The organism is Bradyrhizobium sp. (assembly GCF_030697065.1).
Taxonomy (GTDB): domain Bacteria; phylum Pseudomonadota; class Alphaproteobacteria; order Rhizobiales; family Xanthobacteraceae; genus Bradyrhizobium.
The window spans coordinates 1-15909 of the sequence record NZ_JAUYQU010000231.1 but is presented as its reverse complement, the minus strand read 5'-3'; the positions used below and the strand labels follow the sequence as shown (position 1 = coordinate 15909).

Annotated in this window: 14 protein-coding genes, 1 pseudogene and 1 riboswitch; of the genes and pseudogenes, 10 read left to right on the top strand and 5 right to left on the bottom strand. The window is 65.5% G+C overall.

The annotated features are described in order from the left end of the window. Positions 1-441 (top strand): DUF3617 family protein (locus Q8R73_RS18400; RefSeq protein ID WP_305720977.1); only part of this gene is annotated, 441 nt, incomplete at its 5' end. A gap of 135 nt (positions 442-576) precedes the next feature. Here the strand turns inward: Q8R73_RS18400 and Q8R73_RS18395 are convergent. The 3 genes and pseudogenes from Q8R73_RS18395 to Q8R73_RS18385 all read right to left on the bottom strand — a co-directional run bounded on the left by Q8R73_RS18395 (position 577) and on the right by Q8R73_RS18385 (position 3439). Then, positions 577-1965, bottom strand: coding sequence for an ATP-binding protein (locus Q8R73_RS18395; RefSeq protein WP_305720976.1), 1389 nt, complete (start codon positions 1963-1965; stop codon positions 577-579). A gap of 188 nt (positions 1966-2153) precedes the next feature. Beyond that, a pseudogene (locus tag Q8R73_RS18390) lies at positions 2154-2876 on the bottom strand (response regulator). After that, a complete protein-coding gene (locus Q8R73_RS18385; RefSeq protein WP_305720975.1) occupies positions 2873-3439 on the bottom strand; it encodes a MarR family winged helix-turn-helix transcriptional regulator in 567 nt (188 codons plus the stop codon). The pseudogene Q8R73_RS18390 and the gene Q8R73_RS18385 overlap by 4 nt, the downstream one beginning before the upstream one ends. 336 nt (positions 3440-3775) lie before the next feature. Here Q8R73_RS18385 and Q8R73_RS18380 point away from each other — a divergent pair, with 336 nt between their 5' ends. The 4 genes from Q8R73_RS18380 to Q8R73_RS18365 all read left to right on the top strand — a co-directional run bounded on the left by Q8R73_RS18380 (position 3776) and on the right by Q8R73_RS18365 (position 7571). Further along, positions 3776-4930, top strand: coding sequence for a branched-chain amino acid aminotransferase (locus tag Q8R73_RS18380; protein ID WP_305720974.1), 1155 nt, complete (start codon positions 3776-3778; stop codon positions 4928-4930). A 216-nt stretch (positions 4931-5146) separates the two neighbouring features. Then, complete coding sequence (hisS, locus tag Q8R73_RS18375; RefSeq protein WP_305720973.1) at positions 5147-6652, top strand: histidine--tRNA ligase; 1506 nt, start codon at positions 5147-5149, stop codon at positions 6650-6652. A gap of 219 nt (positions 6653-6871) precedes the next feature. Further along, a complete protein-coding gene (locus tag Q8R73_RS18370; protein ID WP_159006537.1) occupies positions 6872-7075 on the top strand; it encodes a tautomerase family protein in 204 nt (67 codons plus the stop codon). A 103-nt stretch (positions 7076-7178) separates the two neighbouring features. Beyond that, a complete protein-coding gene (locus Q8R73_RS18365) occupies positions 7179-7571 on the top strand; it encodes a thioesterase family protein (protein ID WP_305720972.1) in 393 nt (130 codons plus the stop codon). A gap of 109 nt (positions 7572-7680) precedes the next feature. Here the strand turns inward: Q8R73_RS18365 and proC are convergent, their stop codons facing one another. Then, complete coding sequence (proC, locus tag Q8R73_RS18360; protein WP_305720978.1) at positions 7681-8445, bottom strand: pyrroline-5-carboxylate reductase; 765 nt, start codon at positions 8443-8445, stop codon at positions 7681-7683. A gap of 244 nt (positions 8446-8689) precedes the next feature. Further along, the gene (locus tag Q8R73_RS18355; protein ID WP_305720971.1) at positions 8690-9190 is read right to left on the bottom strand and encodes a YbjN domain-containing protein; all 501 of its coding nucleotides are present in this window, start codon (positions 9188-9190) and stop codon (positions 8690-8692) included. A 431-nt stretch (positions 9191-9621) separates the two neighbouring features. Further along, positions 9622-9781, top strand: a riboswitch (FMN riboswitch). A 68-nt stretch (positions 9782-9849) separates the two neighbouring features. Here Q8R73_RS18355 and Q8R73_RS18350 point away from each other — a divergent pair. The 5 genes from Q8R73_RS18350 (at position 9850) to Q8R73_RS18330 (ending at position 15738) form a co-directional block, all read left to right on the top strand. After that, positions 9850-10422, top strand: a complete 573-nt coding sequence (locus tag Q8R73_RS18350) for a 6,7-dimethyl-8-ribityllumazine synthase (RefSeq protein WP_305720970.1) — start codon at positions 9850-9852, stop codon at positions 10420-10422. Positions 10423-10561: 139 nt separating this feature from the next. Continuing rightward, positions 10562-11773, top strand: a complete 1212-nt coding sequence (locus Q8R73_RS18345; RefSeq protein ID WP_305720969.1) for an MHYT domain-containing protein — start codon at positions 10562-10564, stop codon at positions 11771-11773. 164 nt (positions 11774-11937) lie between these two features. Continuing rightward, entirely contained in the window at positions 11938-12801 is an 864-nt protein-coding gene (locus Q8R73_RS18340; protein WP_305720968.1) for a xanthine dehydrogenase family protein subunit M, read from the top strand. Positions 12802-12817: 16 nt separating this feature from the next. Further along, positions 12818-13318 carry a (2Fe-2S)-binding protein gene (locus Q8R73_RS18335; RefSeq protein WP_305720967.1) on the top strand — a complete coding sequence of 167 codons (501 nt, stop codon included), beginning with the start codon at positions 12818-12820 and terminating at the stop codon, positions 13316-13318. After that, positions 13315-15738 (top strand): aerobic carbon-monoxide dehydrogenase large subunit, encoded by a 2424-nt coding sequence (locus tag Q8R73_RS18330; protein WP_305720966.1) that lies wholly within the window; start codon positions 13315-13317, stop codon positions 15736-15738. The genes Q8R73_RS18335 and Q8R73_RS18330 overlap by 4 nt, the downstream gene beginning before the upstream one ends. Positions 15739-15909: the final 171 nt, after the last annotated feature.

Below are 15909 nucleotides of genomic sequence, written 5' to 3'. Positions count from 1 at the left end.
TGGGAAATGAAGATGCTGCGGACCGGCGGGCCGGCGCCCGAGATGACGATGCAGCACTGCACCGACGAGGCCACCGACAAGTCGATGAGTTCGACATTCTCGCCCGCGTCCAAGGACATGTGTTCGAAGAACGACATCCAGAAGACCGCGACCGGCTATGTCACCGATTCCGTGTGCAACGTCGCCGGCGTGACCATGACGTCGCATTCCGAGATCGTCGGCGACTTCGACTCCGCCTACACCGTCAAGGCCACCTCGCACAGCAAGGGCGGTCCGCCCGGCATGCCGCGCGAAACCACCGCGACCATCGAAGCGAAGTGGCTGGGCGCCTGCAAGGCGGACCAAAAGCCCGGCGACATCATGATGCCCGGCGGCATCAAGATGAACATCAGGGACATGGAAAAGCTCAAGGGCCTGCTGCCGAAGCCGGCGGCGAAGTAGTCCTGATCTTACCTCTCCCGCTTGCGGGGGAGGTCGCGCGCGCAGCGCGCGGGTGGGGGCTCCAACCGCGAGTCCGAGTGTGAGAGACCTCCACCCCGGCCCTCCCCCGCAAGCGGGAGAGGGAGAAGAATCCTTCTACACCGGTATCCTGACCGCGGCGCGCAGCCCGCCCATCGGACTGTCGCCGAGGGTGATGTCGCCGCCGTGGGAGCGGGCGATGTCGCGGGCGATCGCCAGTCCCAGACCGGTGCCGCCCTCGTCCTGGTTGCGGGCGTCGTCGAGCCGCAGGAACGGCTTGAACACTTCCTCGCGCATCTCGGCGGGAATGCCCGGGCCGTCGTCGTCGATCGTCACCGTGAGGTAGCGGTGGTCGCGGTGGCCGGTGATCGAGATCGCGTTGGCGTGGCGCGCCGCGTTGGAGACAAGGTTGGCGAGGCAGCGCTTGAACGATGCCGGTTTCACCGTCACGACCGGCAGGCCGCGGAATGTCACGGTCGCGGCGTGGCCGTTGCGCTCGGCGTCGCTGCGCAGTTCCTCCAGCGCCAGCATCATGTCGGTCGGCTGTGCGAGTTCACCGCTGTCGCCGCGCGCAAACGCCAGATAGGCCTCCAGCATGCCGGCCATCTCGTCGACGTCCTTGCGCATGCCGTCGACCTCGGGGCTGTCGCCGATCAGCGCCAGTTCCAGCTTGAAGCGGGTGAGGATGGTGCGCAGATCGTGGCTGACGCCGGCCAGCATCGCGGTGCGCTGCTCGATCGAGCGCTCGACGCGCGCCTTCATCTCGAGGAAGGCGTGGGCGGCGCGGCGCACTTCGCGCGCGCCGCGGGGTCGGAAGTTCGGCGCCTCGCGGCCCTTGCCGAAACTTTCCGCGGCATCGGCCAGCCGCAGGATCGGCTTGATCTGGTTGCGCAGGAACAGCACCATGACGATCAGCAGGATCGAGGAAGTCCCCAGCATCCAGAAGATGAAGATCTCCGAATTCGACGCATAGGCCGCACTGCGCTGCGCGAACACCCGCATGACCGCGTCGTCGAGCTGGATGCGGATTTCCACCAGGTTGGAGCGGCCGACGGTGTCGATCCAGAACGGTCTCGCGATCTGGCGGCTGAGCTGCACCGACAGGGTCTGGTCGAGCAGCGAGAAGAACGGTTTCGGGCCGGGCGGCGGCAGGTCGCCGGACGGCAGAAAGTCCACCACCAGCCCGAGCCGCTGCTGGGCGATGCGCCGCAGTTGCGCGCGGTCCTTGTCCTGCGGATAGACCTTGTAGACGTCGATCAGGGTGGCGACATCGGCGATCACGGCGGCGGACAGCCGCCGCGTCACCGTGTTCCAGTGCCGCTCCATGAACACGAAGGCCACAACCGACTGCAGCACCACCATCGGCACGATCATGATCAGCAGCGAGCGGGCGTACAGCCCGGTCGGCATCCAGCCCTTGAACGCGTTGCCCATCCAGCTGTTGGCCGCGGAGACGCGGCCGGCGGCGGAGCGGATCAGCGTGAGGCCGGTGTCGAGCGTGCTCATACGGGTTTGCTCAAGTACCTGGAATCAAGAGTCGTCGTTGCAGCCCATCCTTCGAGACGGCCACTCCGTGGCCACCTCAGGATGAGGACTAACTTGTTGAAACACAACAACCTCATGCCGAGGGGCGAGCAGCGCGAGCGTCTCGAAGCATGGGCAGCAAGCGACTCTCCGGACTCACATGGGCAGTACTAGGGGGAGGCGACCAGGCGATAGCCGACGCCGCGCACCGCCTGCAGGAACAGCGGGTTGGCGGGATCCTTCTCGATCTAGCGCCGCAGGCGGTTTATCTGCACGTCGACCGCGCGCTCGTTGACGGAGCCGTCGCCGGTCAGCGCGCTGCGCGGCACCGTCTCGCCCGGCGCCAGGCCGAGAATCCGCAGCATCTCGCGCTCGCGATCGGTGAGATGGATGGTCTCCTCGCCGTGACGCAGTTCGCCGCGGTCGAGGTGGTAGACGTAGGGCCCGAACGCGATCTGCTCCAGCGTCTCCATCGGCGGCGGCGCGGTGCGCTTGAGGATATTGCCGATCCGCAGCACCAGTTCGCGCGGCTCGAACGGTTTGGCCACGTAGTCGTCGGCGCCGATCTGCAGGCCCTCGATGCGGGCTTCGGCCTCGTGGCGCGCCGTCAGCATGATGATCGGCACCGAGGACGAGGTGCGGATGAAGCGGGCGAGATCGAACCCGGTCTCGCCCGGCATCATGACGTCGAGGATCAGCAGGTCGAAATGCAGGCCGAGCAGCTTGGCGCGGGCGTCGGAGGCGCTCGCCGCCGTGGTGACGCGGTAGCCCTCGCCGCAGAGAAAGCGCGAGAGCAGGTCGCGGATGCGGCGGTCGTCATCGACCAGCAGCAGATGCGGCGCGTCGTCGGCCGGGCGCGGCGGGGTCCGTGTGAGGGTGGCAGCCTGGATCACGCTTTGTCCTTGTCCTTTGCGGTTGCGCCGCCGGTTTCGAGAATGGTCGCCAGCACCTTGTCGGGATCGTCGTGATCGATCATCGCGCGCAGGAATTTCCGCACCGAATCCGCACCGTCCGACCCGATGCCGCCGAGCGCGCGGTTGATCCGGTCGGTCTGCAGCCCCGCCAGCCTGCCTACCAGCGCCTCGCCCTTGGCGGTGGCGTACAGCAGGCGCTGCCGGCGGTCGTTGTTGCCGGTGCGCTGCACGATATAGCCTTCGTCGAGCAGTTGCTTGAGCACCCGTCCCAGCGACTGCTTGGTGATGCGCAGCACGTCCAGCAGATCGGCGACCTTGAGGCCGGGATAGCGGTGGACAAAATGTAGCACCCGGTGATGCGCCCGCCCGAATCCGAAAGCCTCCAATTCGTTGTCGGCGTCGCCGACGAAATCGCGGTAGGCGAAGAACAGGAGCTCGATGATATCCCAGCGCAAATCGGCCTGACCCGGGGCAGGGGAGCGTGCTTCCCCCGCCCTCGAATCGGGGTCTGCGGAGGAAGTCGATAAGTTTATGTCAGCCATATTGACATATCTTGGGTTCAATGTTACAAAACTGCCAGCCGCGACGAAACATTAAGTCGTTTTGTCCGCGGTACAGTTCGAAAGGGCCGGATAAGCCCTGCAGTGGCGGCCAAGCTCGAACACGTACGAACGAGGCCGCTGATATATTGACCGTGCGATTGTCGAGCGGCATTTCGGCAAACATACTGGACTTCCGCATTCCGCAAAAGCATGTCCTATGGGATGTGCGGGCGTGGAAACCGGCCGCAAGGCCGGGGGAGCCAGGCGTCATCAACCGCGCCGGCGCCGGCGCAAGACCGGCGTCTACAAGACCAGCGTCAATCCGGGAGAACGTCCATGGCAGTTTCGATCGAGCAGGCCCGCAGAGACAGGCCGACGCCGGAAGCCGCGCTGGTTGCAGCCGCGGCAGGCAAGGGTTTGAAATTCGAAATCCAGCCGGCGGCCAATTCGGCATCCGAGAAGGACCGCGCCGCAAGGCTCGCGGACCCGGGTTTCGGACGGGTGTTCAGCGATCACATGGCGATCGTCCGCTACGATCAGTCGCAGGGCTGGCATGGCGCGCGGGTCGAATCCCGCGCCAATTTCCCGCTCGATCCGGCCACGGCCGTCCTGCACTACGCCCAGGAGATTTTCGAAGGCCTCAAGGCCTACAAGCGCGACGATGGCGGCGTGAACCTGTTCCGGCCCGACGCCAACGCGAGGCGCTTCCGGGATTCGGCGGACCGCATGGCGATGGCGCCGCTGCCCGAGGCGGTGTTCATCGAGGCGGTCGAGCAGCTGGTGCGGATCGACCGCGCCTGGATTCCCGGCGGCGAGGGCAGTCTCTATCTGCGGCCCTTCATGATCGCGAGCGAGGTCTTCCTCGGCGTCAAGCCGTCGGCGGAATATATCTTCGCCGTGATCGCCTCGCCGGTCGGATCCTATTTCAAGGGAGGCCCCGCGCCGGTTTCGATCTGGGTGTCGGAGAATTACACGCGCGCCGCGGTCGGCGGCACCGGCGCGGTCAAATGCGGCGGCAATTATGCGGCGTCCCTGCGCGCGCAGGCCGAAGCGATCGAACACGGCTGCGACCAGGTGGTTTTCCTCGATGCGATCGAGCGCCGCTATGTCGAGGAACTCGGCGGCATGAACGTGTTCTTCGTGTTCGACGACGGCTCGCTCTTGACCCCGCCGCTCGGCACCATCCTGCCGGGCATCACCCGCGACTCGATCATCGCGCTGGCGAAGGATTCCGGCACCCGCGTGCGCGAGGAAACCTACACGATCGAGCAGTGGCGAGCTGACGCCGCCAGCGGCAGGCTGAAGGAGGCGTTCGCCTGCGGCACCGCCGCGGTGATCTCGCCGATCGGCAAGGTGCGCTCGGCGAGCGGCGATTTCCTGATCGGCGGCGGCGCCGCCGGCCCCGTCGCCATGGGCTTTCGCAAGAAGCTGGTCGACATCCAGTATGGCCGCGCCGCCGACCCGCACGGCTGGATCAAGCAGGTGATTTGATCGGGGGACTTCTTTCTTCCCCCTCTCCCCTTGTGGGAGAGGGTGGCCGCGATGCGAAGCATCGCGGGTGAGGGGTTCGTTCCGCGGAGACAGACCCCTCATCCGTCGCGGACTGCGTCCGCGCCACCTTCTCCCACAAGGGGAGAAGAAAGAAAGCCCCGGTTGCCGCATCGCATTCCGGCTGGTACCAACGCGGCCCGAGTGCTTTGAAACAAAATGGCTGAAAAACCCAAAAAATCGCAAAAACTCCGCGCCCGCCTGCCGCGCGGCCTTGCCGATCGCGGCCCCGCCGAGATCGCCGCCACACGCGCGATGATGGCGAAAATCCGCGAGGTCTACGAGCGCTACGGGTTCGAGCCGGTGGAAACCCCGGCGATGGAATACACCGACGCGCTCGGCAAATTCCTGCCGGACCAGGACCGGCCCAATGAGGGCGTGTTCTCGTTCCAGGACGACGACGAGCAGTGGATCTCGCTGCGCTACGATCTGACCGCGCCGCTGGCGCGCTACGTCGCGGAGAATTTTGATCATCTGCCAAAACCCTATCGCAGCTATCGCGAAGGCTATGTCTACCGCAACGAGAAGCCCGGCCCGGGACGTTTCCGGCAGTTCATGCAGTTCGACGCGGACACGGTGGGCTCAGCCTCGCCGGCGGCCGACGCCGAGATGTGCATGATGGCGGCCGACACGATGGAAGCGCTCGGCATCCCGCGCGGCAGCTATGTGGTGAAGGTGAATAACCGCAAGGTGCTCGATGGGGTGATGGAGAGCATCGGGCTCGGCGGGGAGGAGAATGTCGGCAAGCGGCTGATTGTATTGCGCGCCGTGGACAAGCTCGACAAGTTTCCGATCGCCGAAGTGGAAAAGCTGCTCGGCCCCGGACGATGGGACGGCGGCGAGGAAGGCAAGGGCGACTTCACCCGGGGCGCCGGCTTGGGCGCCACCGACGCGCACGCCATTGCGACATGTTTCGGCGAACCCGGCAAGGCTGACGACCCTGCGTTTCGTTACCTGTTCGAGTCGGAGACGGTTCAGAAGGCACGCGCCGAACTTTCCGAAATTGCGGACCTGATCGCGGCTTCCGGCTACGGTGCGGATCGCATCCGCATCGATCCCTCTGTCGTGCGCGGCCTCGAATACTACACCGGCCCCGTCTATGAGGTTGAATTGACCCTCGAGACCAAAGACGAAAAAGGCCGTCCCGTGCGGTTCGGCTCGGTCGGCGGCGGCGGCCGTTACGATGGTCTGGTCTCGCGCTTTCGCGGCGAGCCGGTGCCGGCGACGGGTTTCTCGATCGGCGTGTCGCGGCTGCAGGCGGCGCTGACCATGCTCGGCAAGCTCGACACCAGGCAGGCCTTCGGGCCGGTCGTGGTCACGGTGTTCGGCGGCGAGATCGCCGGCTATCAGAAGATGGTCGCGGCCTTGCGCAACGCCGGTATCCGCGCCGAACTCTATCTCGGCAATCCCAAGCACAGCCTCGGCCAGCAGATGAAATATGCCGACCGCCGCAACGCGCCCTGCGCGATCGTTCAGGGCTCCGACGAAAAGGCCAATGGCAGGCTCCAGATCAAGGATCTGATCCTCGGCGCGGGTCTCACCGAGATCAAGGATCGCGAGGAATATCTGAAGAAGCAGACCGAGGCGCAATACGAGGTCGACGAGAGCAGGCTCGTCGAGGCCGTGCGCGAAGTGCTGGCGCGGCATCAGGTGAAATGGGGATAGACTAAGGGTCGTCATGCCCGCCACCAGGTCTCGCCTTTCGGCGAGCCTGATGACAGGCTCCGGCGGGCATCCAGTACGCCGAGACGTTGGCGTTGAACCCAACCGGCGCGGAATACTGGATCATCCGCCTTCGCGGATGATGACGGCGGTGCGAGATGCGCGGCGCCTCGGGAAGAGGGTCGTGTTGTGACGAAGCAGCAAAAACAAAGGGAGTGATAAATGCCTGAAATTACCGTGAGCATGGCCACCGGCCGCACCGACGAACAGAAGGCCGGCATGATGCGCGACATCACCCAGGCGCTGGTGAAGAACCTCGGCGTCGATGCCGACGCCGTCGTGATCCAGATCAACGAGGCGCCGCTGGCTCACAAGATGAAGGGCGGCAAGACCTTCGTGGAGCGCGCGGCGGCGGCGAAGAAGTAGCAGCCTGTCATTCCGGGGCGCGCAATGCGCGAACCCGGAATCTCGAGATTCCGGGTTCGGTCGCTTCGCGCCCGCCCCGGAATGACGGCTCTCAAGGCACTCCATGGACGCACGCGACATCATCCAGGTCGGCCTCAGCGCCGAGCGCACCCTCGTGGTGCCGGCGGAACAGACCGTCGGGCATTTCGTCCAGGGCATGCCGATGGTGTTTGCGACGCCGATGATGATCCTGGAAATGGAGCTGGCGTCGGGCGATGCGATCCGTGGCCGGTTGCAGCCGGGCTGGGTCACGGTCGGCACCGAAGTCGATATCCGCCATCTCGCCGCCACCCCGGTCGGCGCCACGGTGCGGACCATGGCGAAGGTGATCGCGGTGGAGCGCCGGGTCATCCGCTTCGAGGTCGAGGCGTATCACGGCGAGCGCCGGATCGGCGACGGCCGCCATGCCCGCGGCCTGGTCAATCTCGCGAATTTCAGCAAGCGGCTGGCGATGTAGGGTGGGCAAAGGTGCTCTTGCACCGTGCCCACCATCCATCAACGACAATGCCGCTTAAATGGTGGGCACGCTTCGCTTTGCCCACCCTACGATTTCTGCGGGCGTGCAGCTACTTCGCCAGTTCCTTCGAGCGCTTCGTCGCCGCCGCCACCGCGCGGATCATCAGTTGCTGCAGGCCGCCGTCGCCCATCAGCACTTCCAGCGCCGCCGCGGTGGTGCCGCCCGGGGAGGTGACGTTCTTGCGCAGCGTCGCGGAGGAATCCTGCGAGCGATGCAGCAATTCGCCGGAGCCGGCGACGGTCTCGCGCGCCAGCCGGGTGGCGAGTTCGGCGGGCAGGCCGGCCTCGACGCCGGCGCGCGCCAGTTCCTCGGCGAGCAGGAAGATGTAGGCCGGGCCGGAGCCGGACACCGCGGTTACCGCGTCCATCAAATTCTCGTCATCGACCCACTCGACCGCCCCGGTGGCGCGCAGCAGCGCGTCCGCCACCGCGCGCTGCGCCGCGCTGACATCCTTCGCCGCCACCGCCACCGTGATGCCGCGGCCGATCGCGGCCGGCGTGTTCGGCATCGCCCGCACCACGCTGCCGCCGCAGACTTTCGCAAGCGTCGCGATCGGGGTGCCCGCCATGATCGAGACCACCAGCGTGGCCGGCCCGACCAATGGTTTCAGCGCCGGTCCGGCCTCGCCGAAGGTCTGCGGCTTGACCGCCACCACCAGGGTCGCGACATCGCCGATTTCCTGTGGCGTTGAATTGAGACGCACGCCTTTCGCCGCCAGCGCGCCGATGTCGGCGGAGGGGTGCGGCTCGATCACCGCGACGCGCTTCGGATCAAGCCCGCCCGCCAGCCAGCCCGTCAGCATCGCGCCGCCCATCTTGCCGGCGCCGGCGAGCACGATGGTACCGGTGATGTCCCGCAACGCGGAAGTGGTGTTCGAAGCTGTCACAGAAAATTCCCATGTCGTCCCCGCGAACGCAGGGACCCATAAACACATGTGATTCTATTGAAGCGAGGGACAGGCGACAAGCATTTTAGCCGAACGCGGGCGTCACGGCGTATGGGTCCCGGCTCGGAGGCCGGGACGAACAGCGAGTGTGTTGAAGCGCCTGCGCGAAAACCTACGCCTCGCCCTGCGTGTCGAACATCGCCGCACTCATGGCTTCCGCAGCGTTCTTGCCGGCCCAGACCACGAATTGGAATGCGGGGAAATAACGCTCGCAGGCGTGGATGGCGCCGACCAGCATGCTCTCGCATTGCGCGGTCGAGGCGGTCAGCCCGCCCGGCAGCGGCAGCGCCTGCCGATGCATGATCATGCCGGTGTGGGTCCAGATGTCGAAATGCCCGATCCACAATTGCTCGTTGATGGCGGCGATCAGCCGCTGCACCTCGCCGCGGCGCGCGGGCGGAATCTTCATGTCGAAGGCGCAGGCCAGATGCAGCGCCTCGATCTCGCCCATCCAGGTGAAGGACAGCTGATAGTCGGTCCAGTCGCCCCTGGAAACGATGGTGACCTCGTCCTCGCCGGATCGTTCGAACGACCAGTTGTTGTCCGCGGCGATGTCTTCGACGACAGCGAGCGGGTTGTTCCGGGAATCGATGATGCCTTCGAGCAGGGACATGCCGTCTCGACCTTACCTTGGTATCGGAGTTACGATGTTTGATACGCACGCAGCAGGCACGCGCTGACACAACGCTTCGCTGCCGGATGCAAACCCCGGAGCGCCTTGCGGGCGTTCTGGGCTTGCCGGGATCAAGTGATGTGATTTGCGGAATCTCCGCAACTGCACGGGGACTCCGTCCACAGGCAAAGCGGAGATCATCCACAGCTGATCTCGGGCGGCTGTTAACCTTTGGAACAAACCGGAATCGGATTCGCGCGGTGCGAGTCCGGCGCGCGGAATGCATCTGCGAAACCGTAACGCCGGCCAGGATTTCGGCGGGAGGCTCGCTCTGCGGACATGGGGAACATGCAGATTTTCGATGCGCAAGCCGCTTGCTGGCGTCCCGGCGATTCGCCATAGTTCCTTCAAGGCCGCTCATACCGGGCGGCCGATGTTCTCAGGGCGGGGTGAAAGTCCCCACCGGCGGTAAGGGTGGACAAGCCCAAGCCCGCGAGCGCCTTGCTGTCCGGAATTTCCGGGAAGCAAGGGTCAGCAGATTCGGTGCGACTCCGAAGCCGACGGTTAAAGTCCGGATGAAAGAGAACGGTCGCGACAGCCGCATTCCGCGCGGCGCGTCGTTCCGTGTGCCCTGATTCTGGTCCTGAAAGAGGAAAGCCATGAATCAGATGCTGCAAGACCCCGAAGCCAACGCCTCCGAAGTCAACGCCTCCGAAGTCAAAGCTCCCGAAACCATCGATCCCCCCGCGACGTCGCATCCGCGCTTCGCAAAACCGCAGCGGGTGGCTTTCGTGCAATCGTCCTGGCACCGCGAGGTGGTGGAGGAATGCCGGATCGCCTTCCTCGGCGAGATCGAGGCGCGCCACATCAGCAATGTCGATCTGTTCGAGGTGCCCGGCTCGTTCGAAATTCCGCTGCACGCCCAGATCCTGGCCAAGACGCGGCGCTATACCGCCATCGTCGCGGCCGGGCTGGTGGTCGATGGCGGCATCTATCGCCACGAATTCGTCGCCGACACCGTGATCAAGGCGCTGATGGAAGTGCAACTGCGTACCGAGGTGCCGATCTTCTCCGCGGTGCTGACGCCGCAGCAGTTTCACGAGAGCGCCGCGCATCTCGATTTCTTCCGCAAGCATTTCGCGCTCAAAGGCGTCGAGGTCGCGGAGGCCTGCGCCAACACGCTGCTCAGCCTGGAACGGCTGCGCGGCCAGGTCGCGGCGGGTATTGCGTAGTTGCGGGCCCGTGTCCCGGACGCTGCGCCGCGTCCGGGACACGAAAGCGATACGGATTGATTTGTCATTCCTCCCGCCGCGCGGATAAACTCGGCGGCGGGAGGAGGCACGCCCGCGGCGACGGGCGGCCGGGACGATCATGTTTGAAGGACACGATCCTTATCTCGTCGCGCTCTCGGTGGTGATCGCGATCCTGGGCGGCTACACCGGCTTCGGCCTCGCGGCGCGCATCCGCGGGACGCCGGGCGTCAGCCATCGGCTGCTGCTGGCCGGCGCCGCCGCATTCCTCGCGGTCGGCATCTGGACCATGCATTTCGTCGGCATGCTGGCGGCGCCGATCCCGGCCGACACCGTCTATCTGGTTCTCCCCACCATGATCTCGTTCCTGATCTGCGCGCTGGTGGTCGGGATCTCGCTGTTCTTCGTCAGCATCGGCGAACCGTCGCTGCGGCGCGTGGTCTGGGCCGCGCTGCTGCTCGGGGCCGGCATCGCCAGCATGCATTATGTCGGCATCCACGGCCTGTCGGGCCATTTCGCCATCCAGCACGATATGCCGATGATCCTGCTGTCGATCGGAATCGGGATCGTTACCGCCTATGGCGGCCTGCGCGCCTTCCTGGCCCGCCAGGACGGCGTCCGGCTGGTCGCAAGCTCGGTCGCCTTCGGCATCGCGGTATCGGGCATGCACTACACCGCGATGCACGGCATGCATTTCGTCGCTTTGTCGGAGACGGCGCATCATCATGCCGGCGGGCTCGCGGCGTCGCAGCAATTGCTTGCCGTGATCGTCGCCGTGCTGTGTTTCGTCATCGCCGCCGGTTTCCTGCTGTCACTGGTTCCGGACCCGCGCCGCCAGCCCGTGGCGGCAACCGCGGCCGCGGTCGATCCGGCGCCGGATGCGGCCGTTGCTGCCCTGCAACCTGCGTTGTGCGAGCCGGCGGTGGCCTCGCCGCGGCTGATGCCGTCGCCGCTCGGCGGTATCGGGCAGCCGCCCCGGGCCGCACCCGCCGTGCGGCTTCCGGTCGAGGGCGCCAATGGCACCCATTTCATCGATTCGGCCGAGGTGCGCAGCGTGCGTGCCGACGCTCATTACACCAGGGTGCATGACGGCACCCGCGAGCGGATGTGCCCGTGGTCGATCTCGGAAGCCGAAGCCCAGCTCGATCCCGGCCTGTTCGTGCGGGTGCACCGCAGCCATATCGTGGCGATCCCGCATGTCAGCTTCGTCCGCAAGGAAGGCGATGGCGCGGTGATCGAACTCGCCGGCCCGTCGCCGCACCGTGTCCCGGTCAGCCGGGCCAAGATCGCCGAGGTGAAGGCGAGACTGGGGCTGGCCAGGCGGCATGCCTGAGGTTCGCGCCGGATTAGGTCGCGAGGCCTGACGCAATTCGTGCGCGTTCCTCCGCATTTCGTGCGAATTTCGCGCCCCCGTGTCCCTGCGATTGCTGTGCAAAAATTCCGGGAACAGCCTGCCGCCAACGTCTGAGCTCAAAAAGACGAATGGAGGAGGCAACCATGATTCCTGGCCCGTTCAGTTATCACCGGCCCGCGAGCGTGGCCGATGCGGTCAATTTGCTGTCGACGCTGGGCGACGAAGCCCGCCCGCTCGCCGGCGGCCACAGCCTGGTGCCGATGATGAAGCTTCGGCTCGCCACCCCCGACCATCTGGTCGACCTGCACGGCATCGCCGGACTGAAGGGCATCCGCCGCGACGGCAGCAAGATCGTGATCGGCGCCATGACCACCCAGCACGAATTGCTGGCGTCGGACGAGATCGCACATTCGCTGCCGATCCTGCACGAGACCGCGCTGTTGATTGCCGATCCCCAGGTACGCTACCGCGGCACCATCGGCGGCAACCTCGCCAACGGCGACCCCGGCAACGATCTGCCGGCCCTGATGCTGGTGCTGGGCGCGTTCTACCGGCTCGAAGGACCGGGCGGCGGGCGCGACATCGCGGCTTCGGAGTTCTATCAGGGCGCCTATTTCACCGCGCTCGAACCCGGAGAAATCCTGACCTCGATTTCGATTCCGGCGGCGGCGGCCGGTCACGGCTACGCCTACGAAAAGCTCAAGCGCAAGGTCGGCGACTACGCTACCGCTGCTGCGGCGGTGGTGCTGACCATGGCCGGCGGCAAGATCGCCACCTGCGCGATCGGGCTGACCAACCTGCATGAAACGCCGCTGCTGGCCACCGACGCGGCCAATGCCGTGATCGGCAGCAGCCTCGACGACGCCAGCCTGAGGAAGGCCGCAGCGGCGGCGGTGGCGATCATGTCTCCGGCCGCGGATGCCCGCGGACCGGTCGAATACCGCAAGCATGTCGGCGGCATCATGGTGACCCGGGCGCTGACCCGCGCCGCCGCGCGCGCAAGCTGAAAAGGGGGACCAAACAATGGCAAAGACCCATGTGACCATGAAGGTAAACGGCGCCGAGGTCGAAGGCCTGGTCGAGCCGCGCACCTTGCTGGTGCATTTCATTCGCGAGAATCTGCTCCTCACCGGCACCCATATCGGCTGCGAGACCACCCATTGCGGCGCCTGCACCGTCGATATCGACGGCATGTCGGTGAAAAGCTGCACCATGCTCGCGGTGCAGGCCGAAGGTTCCGACATCACCACCATCGAGGGCGTCGCCAATGCCGACGGTTCGCTGTCGGCATTGCAGGAAGGATTTCGCATGATGCACGGGCTGCAATGCGGCTTCTGCACCCCGGGCATGATCCTGCGGGCGCAACGCCTGCTCCAGGAAAATCCCTCGCCGACCGAGGCTGAAATCCGGATGGGCATATCAGGCAATTTCTGCCGCTGCACCGGTTACCAGAACATCGTCAGGGCCATCCAGTACGCTGCCGACAAGATCAATGGCGTTGAATTCAAGGAGGCAGCGGAATGAACGACATGACTCCCACGCGGGAACAACGCGAAGCCAAACTCGAAGGCATGGGCTGCAAGCGCAAGCGGGTCGAGGACGTCCGCTTCACGCAGGGCAAGGGCAATTATGTCGACGACCTGAAATTGCCGGGCATGCTGCACGGCGATTTCGTGCGGTCGCCGCACGCGCATGCGCGGGTCAAGTCGATCAATTCGGAGGAGGCGCTGAAGGTGCCGGGCGTGCTGGCGGTGATCACCGCCGAGACGCTGAAGACCGTCAACCTCGCCTGGATGCCGACGCTGGCCGGCGATGTGCAGATGGTGCTGGCCGACGGCAAAGTGCTGTTCCAGAACCAGGAAGTCGCCTTCGTGGTCGCCACCGACCGCTATGCCGCCGATGACGGCATCAACAAGGTGGTGGTGGAATACGAGCCGCTGCCGGTCGTGATCGACCCGTTCAAGGCGATGGACGCCGACGCGCCGGTGCTGCGCGAGGACCTCGCCGGCAAGACTTCGGGCGCGCACGGGCCGCGCCGGCATCACAACCACGTCTTCGAATGGACCATCGGCGACAAGGACCTCACCGACGCCGCGTTCAAGAAAGCGGATGTCACCATCAAGGAAATGCTGTCCTATCACCGCACCCATCCGTCGCCGCTGGAGACCTGCCAGTGCGTCTGCTCGTTCGACAAGATCCGGGGCGAACTGTCGATCTGGGGCACCTTCCAGGCGCCGCATGTGATCCGCACCGTGGTGGCGCTGATCGCGAAAATTCCGGAGCACAAGATCCACGTGATCTCGCCCGACATCGGCGGCGGTTTCGGCAACAAGGTCGGCGCCTATCCCGGCTACATCTGCGCCGCGGTGGCCTCGATCGTCACCGGCAAGCCGGTCAAATGGGTCGAGGACCGCATCGAGAACCTGACCGCGACCTCGTTCGCCCGCGATTACCACATGACGACGGAAATCGCGGCGACCAGGGAGGGCAAGGTCACCGGCCTGCGCGTCCATGTGCTCGCCGATCACGGCGCCTTCGACGCCTGCGCCGATCCGTCGAAATGGCCGGCCGGCTTCTTCAACATCGTCACCGGATCCTACGACTTCCCCACCGCCCATGTGGCGGTCGACGGCATCTACACCAACAAGGCGCCGGGCGGCGTCGCCTACCGCTGCTCGTTCCGGGTGACCGAGGCGGCCTATTGCATCGAGCGCGGCATGGACATTCTGGCGCAGAAACTCGGAATGGATCCGGCCGAACTGCGGCTGAAGAACTTCATCAAGCCGGAGCAGTTCCCCTACCACTCGGCGCTGGGTTGGGAATATGATTCTGGCGACTACCACACCGCGATGAAGAAGATGATGGAATCGGTCGATTATGCCGGCCTGCGCAAGGAGCAGGCGGCGCAGCGCGAAGCCTTCAAGCGCGGCGAGACCCGCGAGATCATGGGCCTCGGCGTGTCGTTCTTCACCGAGATCGTCGGCGCCGGGCCATCGAAAAATTGCGACATTCTGGGCATCGCGATGTTCGATTCCTGCGAGATCCGCATGCACCCGACCGGCGCCGGCATCGCCAGGGTCGGCTCCAAGAGCCAGGGCCAGGGTCACGAGACCACCTGGGCGCAGATCATCGCCACCGAGATCGGCATTCCCGCCGACGACATCATGGTCGAGGAGGGTAATACCGACACCGCGCCCTACGGGCTCGGCACCTATGGTTCGCGCTCGACTCCGGTGGCGGGCGCCGCCATCGCCATGGCCGCGCGCAAGATCAAGGCCAAGGCGCAGATGATCGCCGCCTACAAGCTCGAGGTGCATGAAGGCGACCTCGAATGGGACATCGACGGCTTCAGGGTCAAGGGTCTGCCGGAGAAGACGATGTCGATGAAGGACATCTGCTGGGCGGCCTATAATTCGGTGCCGCCGGGCATGGAGCCCGGGCTGGAGGCGGTGAGCTATTACGATCCGCCCAACATGACCTATCCTTTCGGCGCCTATATCTGCGTGATGAACATCGACGTCGACACCGGGGTGTACAGGATCAGGCGCTTCTACGCGCTCGACGATTGCGGCACCCGGATCAACCCGATGATCATCGAGGGCCAGGTTCATGGCGGACTGACAGAGGCTTTCGCGATCGCGATGGGCCAGGAGATCCGATACGACGACGAGGGCAATGTGGTCACCGGCTCGTTCATGGATTTCTTCATGCCGACCGCGGTCGAGACCCCGCACTGGGAGACCGACTTCACCGTCACCCCGTCGCCGCACCACCCGATCGGCGCCAAGGGCGTCGGCGAAAGCCCGAATGTCGGCGGCGTGCCGGCGTTCTCCAACGCCGTCAACGACGCGTTCTCGTTCCTCGGGTCCACGCACATCCAGATGCCGCACGACTACTGGCGCAACTGGCGGACGGCGAAGGAACTGGGAGTGTTCGCGGCGTAGTAACTCCCCTCCCTCCACGCGCCCTTGCGCGAGGCGGGGAGGGGTCGGGGGTGGCGCGGCGCACACCGAAGCTGCGGTTCTTGCTGATAGACCCCCCACCCCCGACCCCTCCCCACCGCTTCGCGGGGGGAGGGGAGAAGATGCTCCGGAATACCGACCGACGATTACTCG

Bases quoted from the DNA above. Each gene is read 5' to 3' on its own strand.
- Q8R73_RS18395 (WP_305720976.1), bottom strand. From the start codon at position 1,965: ATGAGCACGCTCGACACCGGCCTCACGCTGATCCGCTCCGCCGCCGGC.
- Q8R73_RS18385 (WP_305720975.1), bottom strand. From the start codon at position 3,439: ATGGCTGACATAAACTTATCGACTTCCTCCGCAGACCCCGATTCGAGG.
- Q8R73_RS18380 (WP_305720974.1), top strand. From the start codon at position 3,776: ATGGCAGTTTCGATCGAGCAGGCCCGCAGAGACAGGCCGACGCCGGAA.
- hisS (WP_305720973.1), top strand. From the start codon at position 5,147: ATGGCTGAAAAACCCAAAAAATCGCAAAAACTCCGCGCCCGCCTGCCG.
- Q8R73_RS18370 (WP_159006537.1), top strand. From the start codon at position 6,872: ATGCCTGAAATTACCGTGAGCATGGCCACCGGCCGCACCGACGAACAG.
- Q8R73_RS18365 (WP_305720972.1), top strand. From the start codon at position 7,179: ATGGACGCACGCGACATCATCCAGGTCGGCCTCAGCGCCGAGCGCACC.
- proC (WP_305720978.1), bottom strand. From the start codon at position 8,445: ATGGGCGGCGCGATGCTGACGGGCTGGCTGGCGGGCGGGCTTGATCCG.
- Q8R73_RS18355 (WP_305720971.1), bottom strand. From the start codon at position 9,190: ATGTCCCTGCTCGAAGGCATCATCGATTCCCGGAACAACCCGCTCGCT.
- Q8R73_RS18350 (WP_305720970.1), top strand. From the start codon at position 9,850: ATGAATCAGATGCTGCAAGACCCCGAAGCCAACGCCTCCGAAGTCAAC.
- Q8R73_RS18345 (WP_305720969.1), top strand. From the start codon at position 10,562: ATGTTTGAAGGACACGATCCTTATCTCGTCGCGCTCTCGGTGGTGATC.
- Q8R73_RS18340 (WP_305720968.1), top strand. From the start codon at position 11,938: ATGATTCCTGGCCCGTTCAGTTATCACCGGCCCGCGAGCGTGGCCGAT.
- Q8R73_RS18335 (WP_305720967.1), top strand. From the start codon at position 12,818: ATGGCAAAGACCCATGTGACCATGAAGGTAAACGGCGCCGAGGTCGAA.
- Q8R73_RS18330 (WP_305720966.1), top strand. From the start codon at position 13,315: ATGAACGACATGACTCCCACGCGGGAACAACGCGAAGCCAAACTCGAA.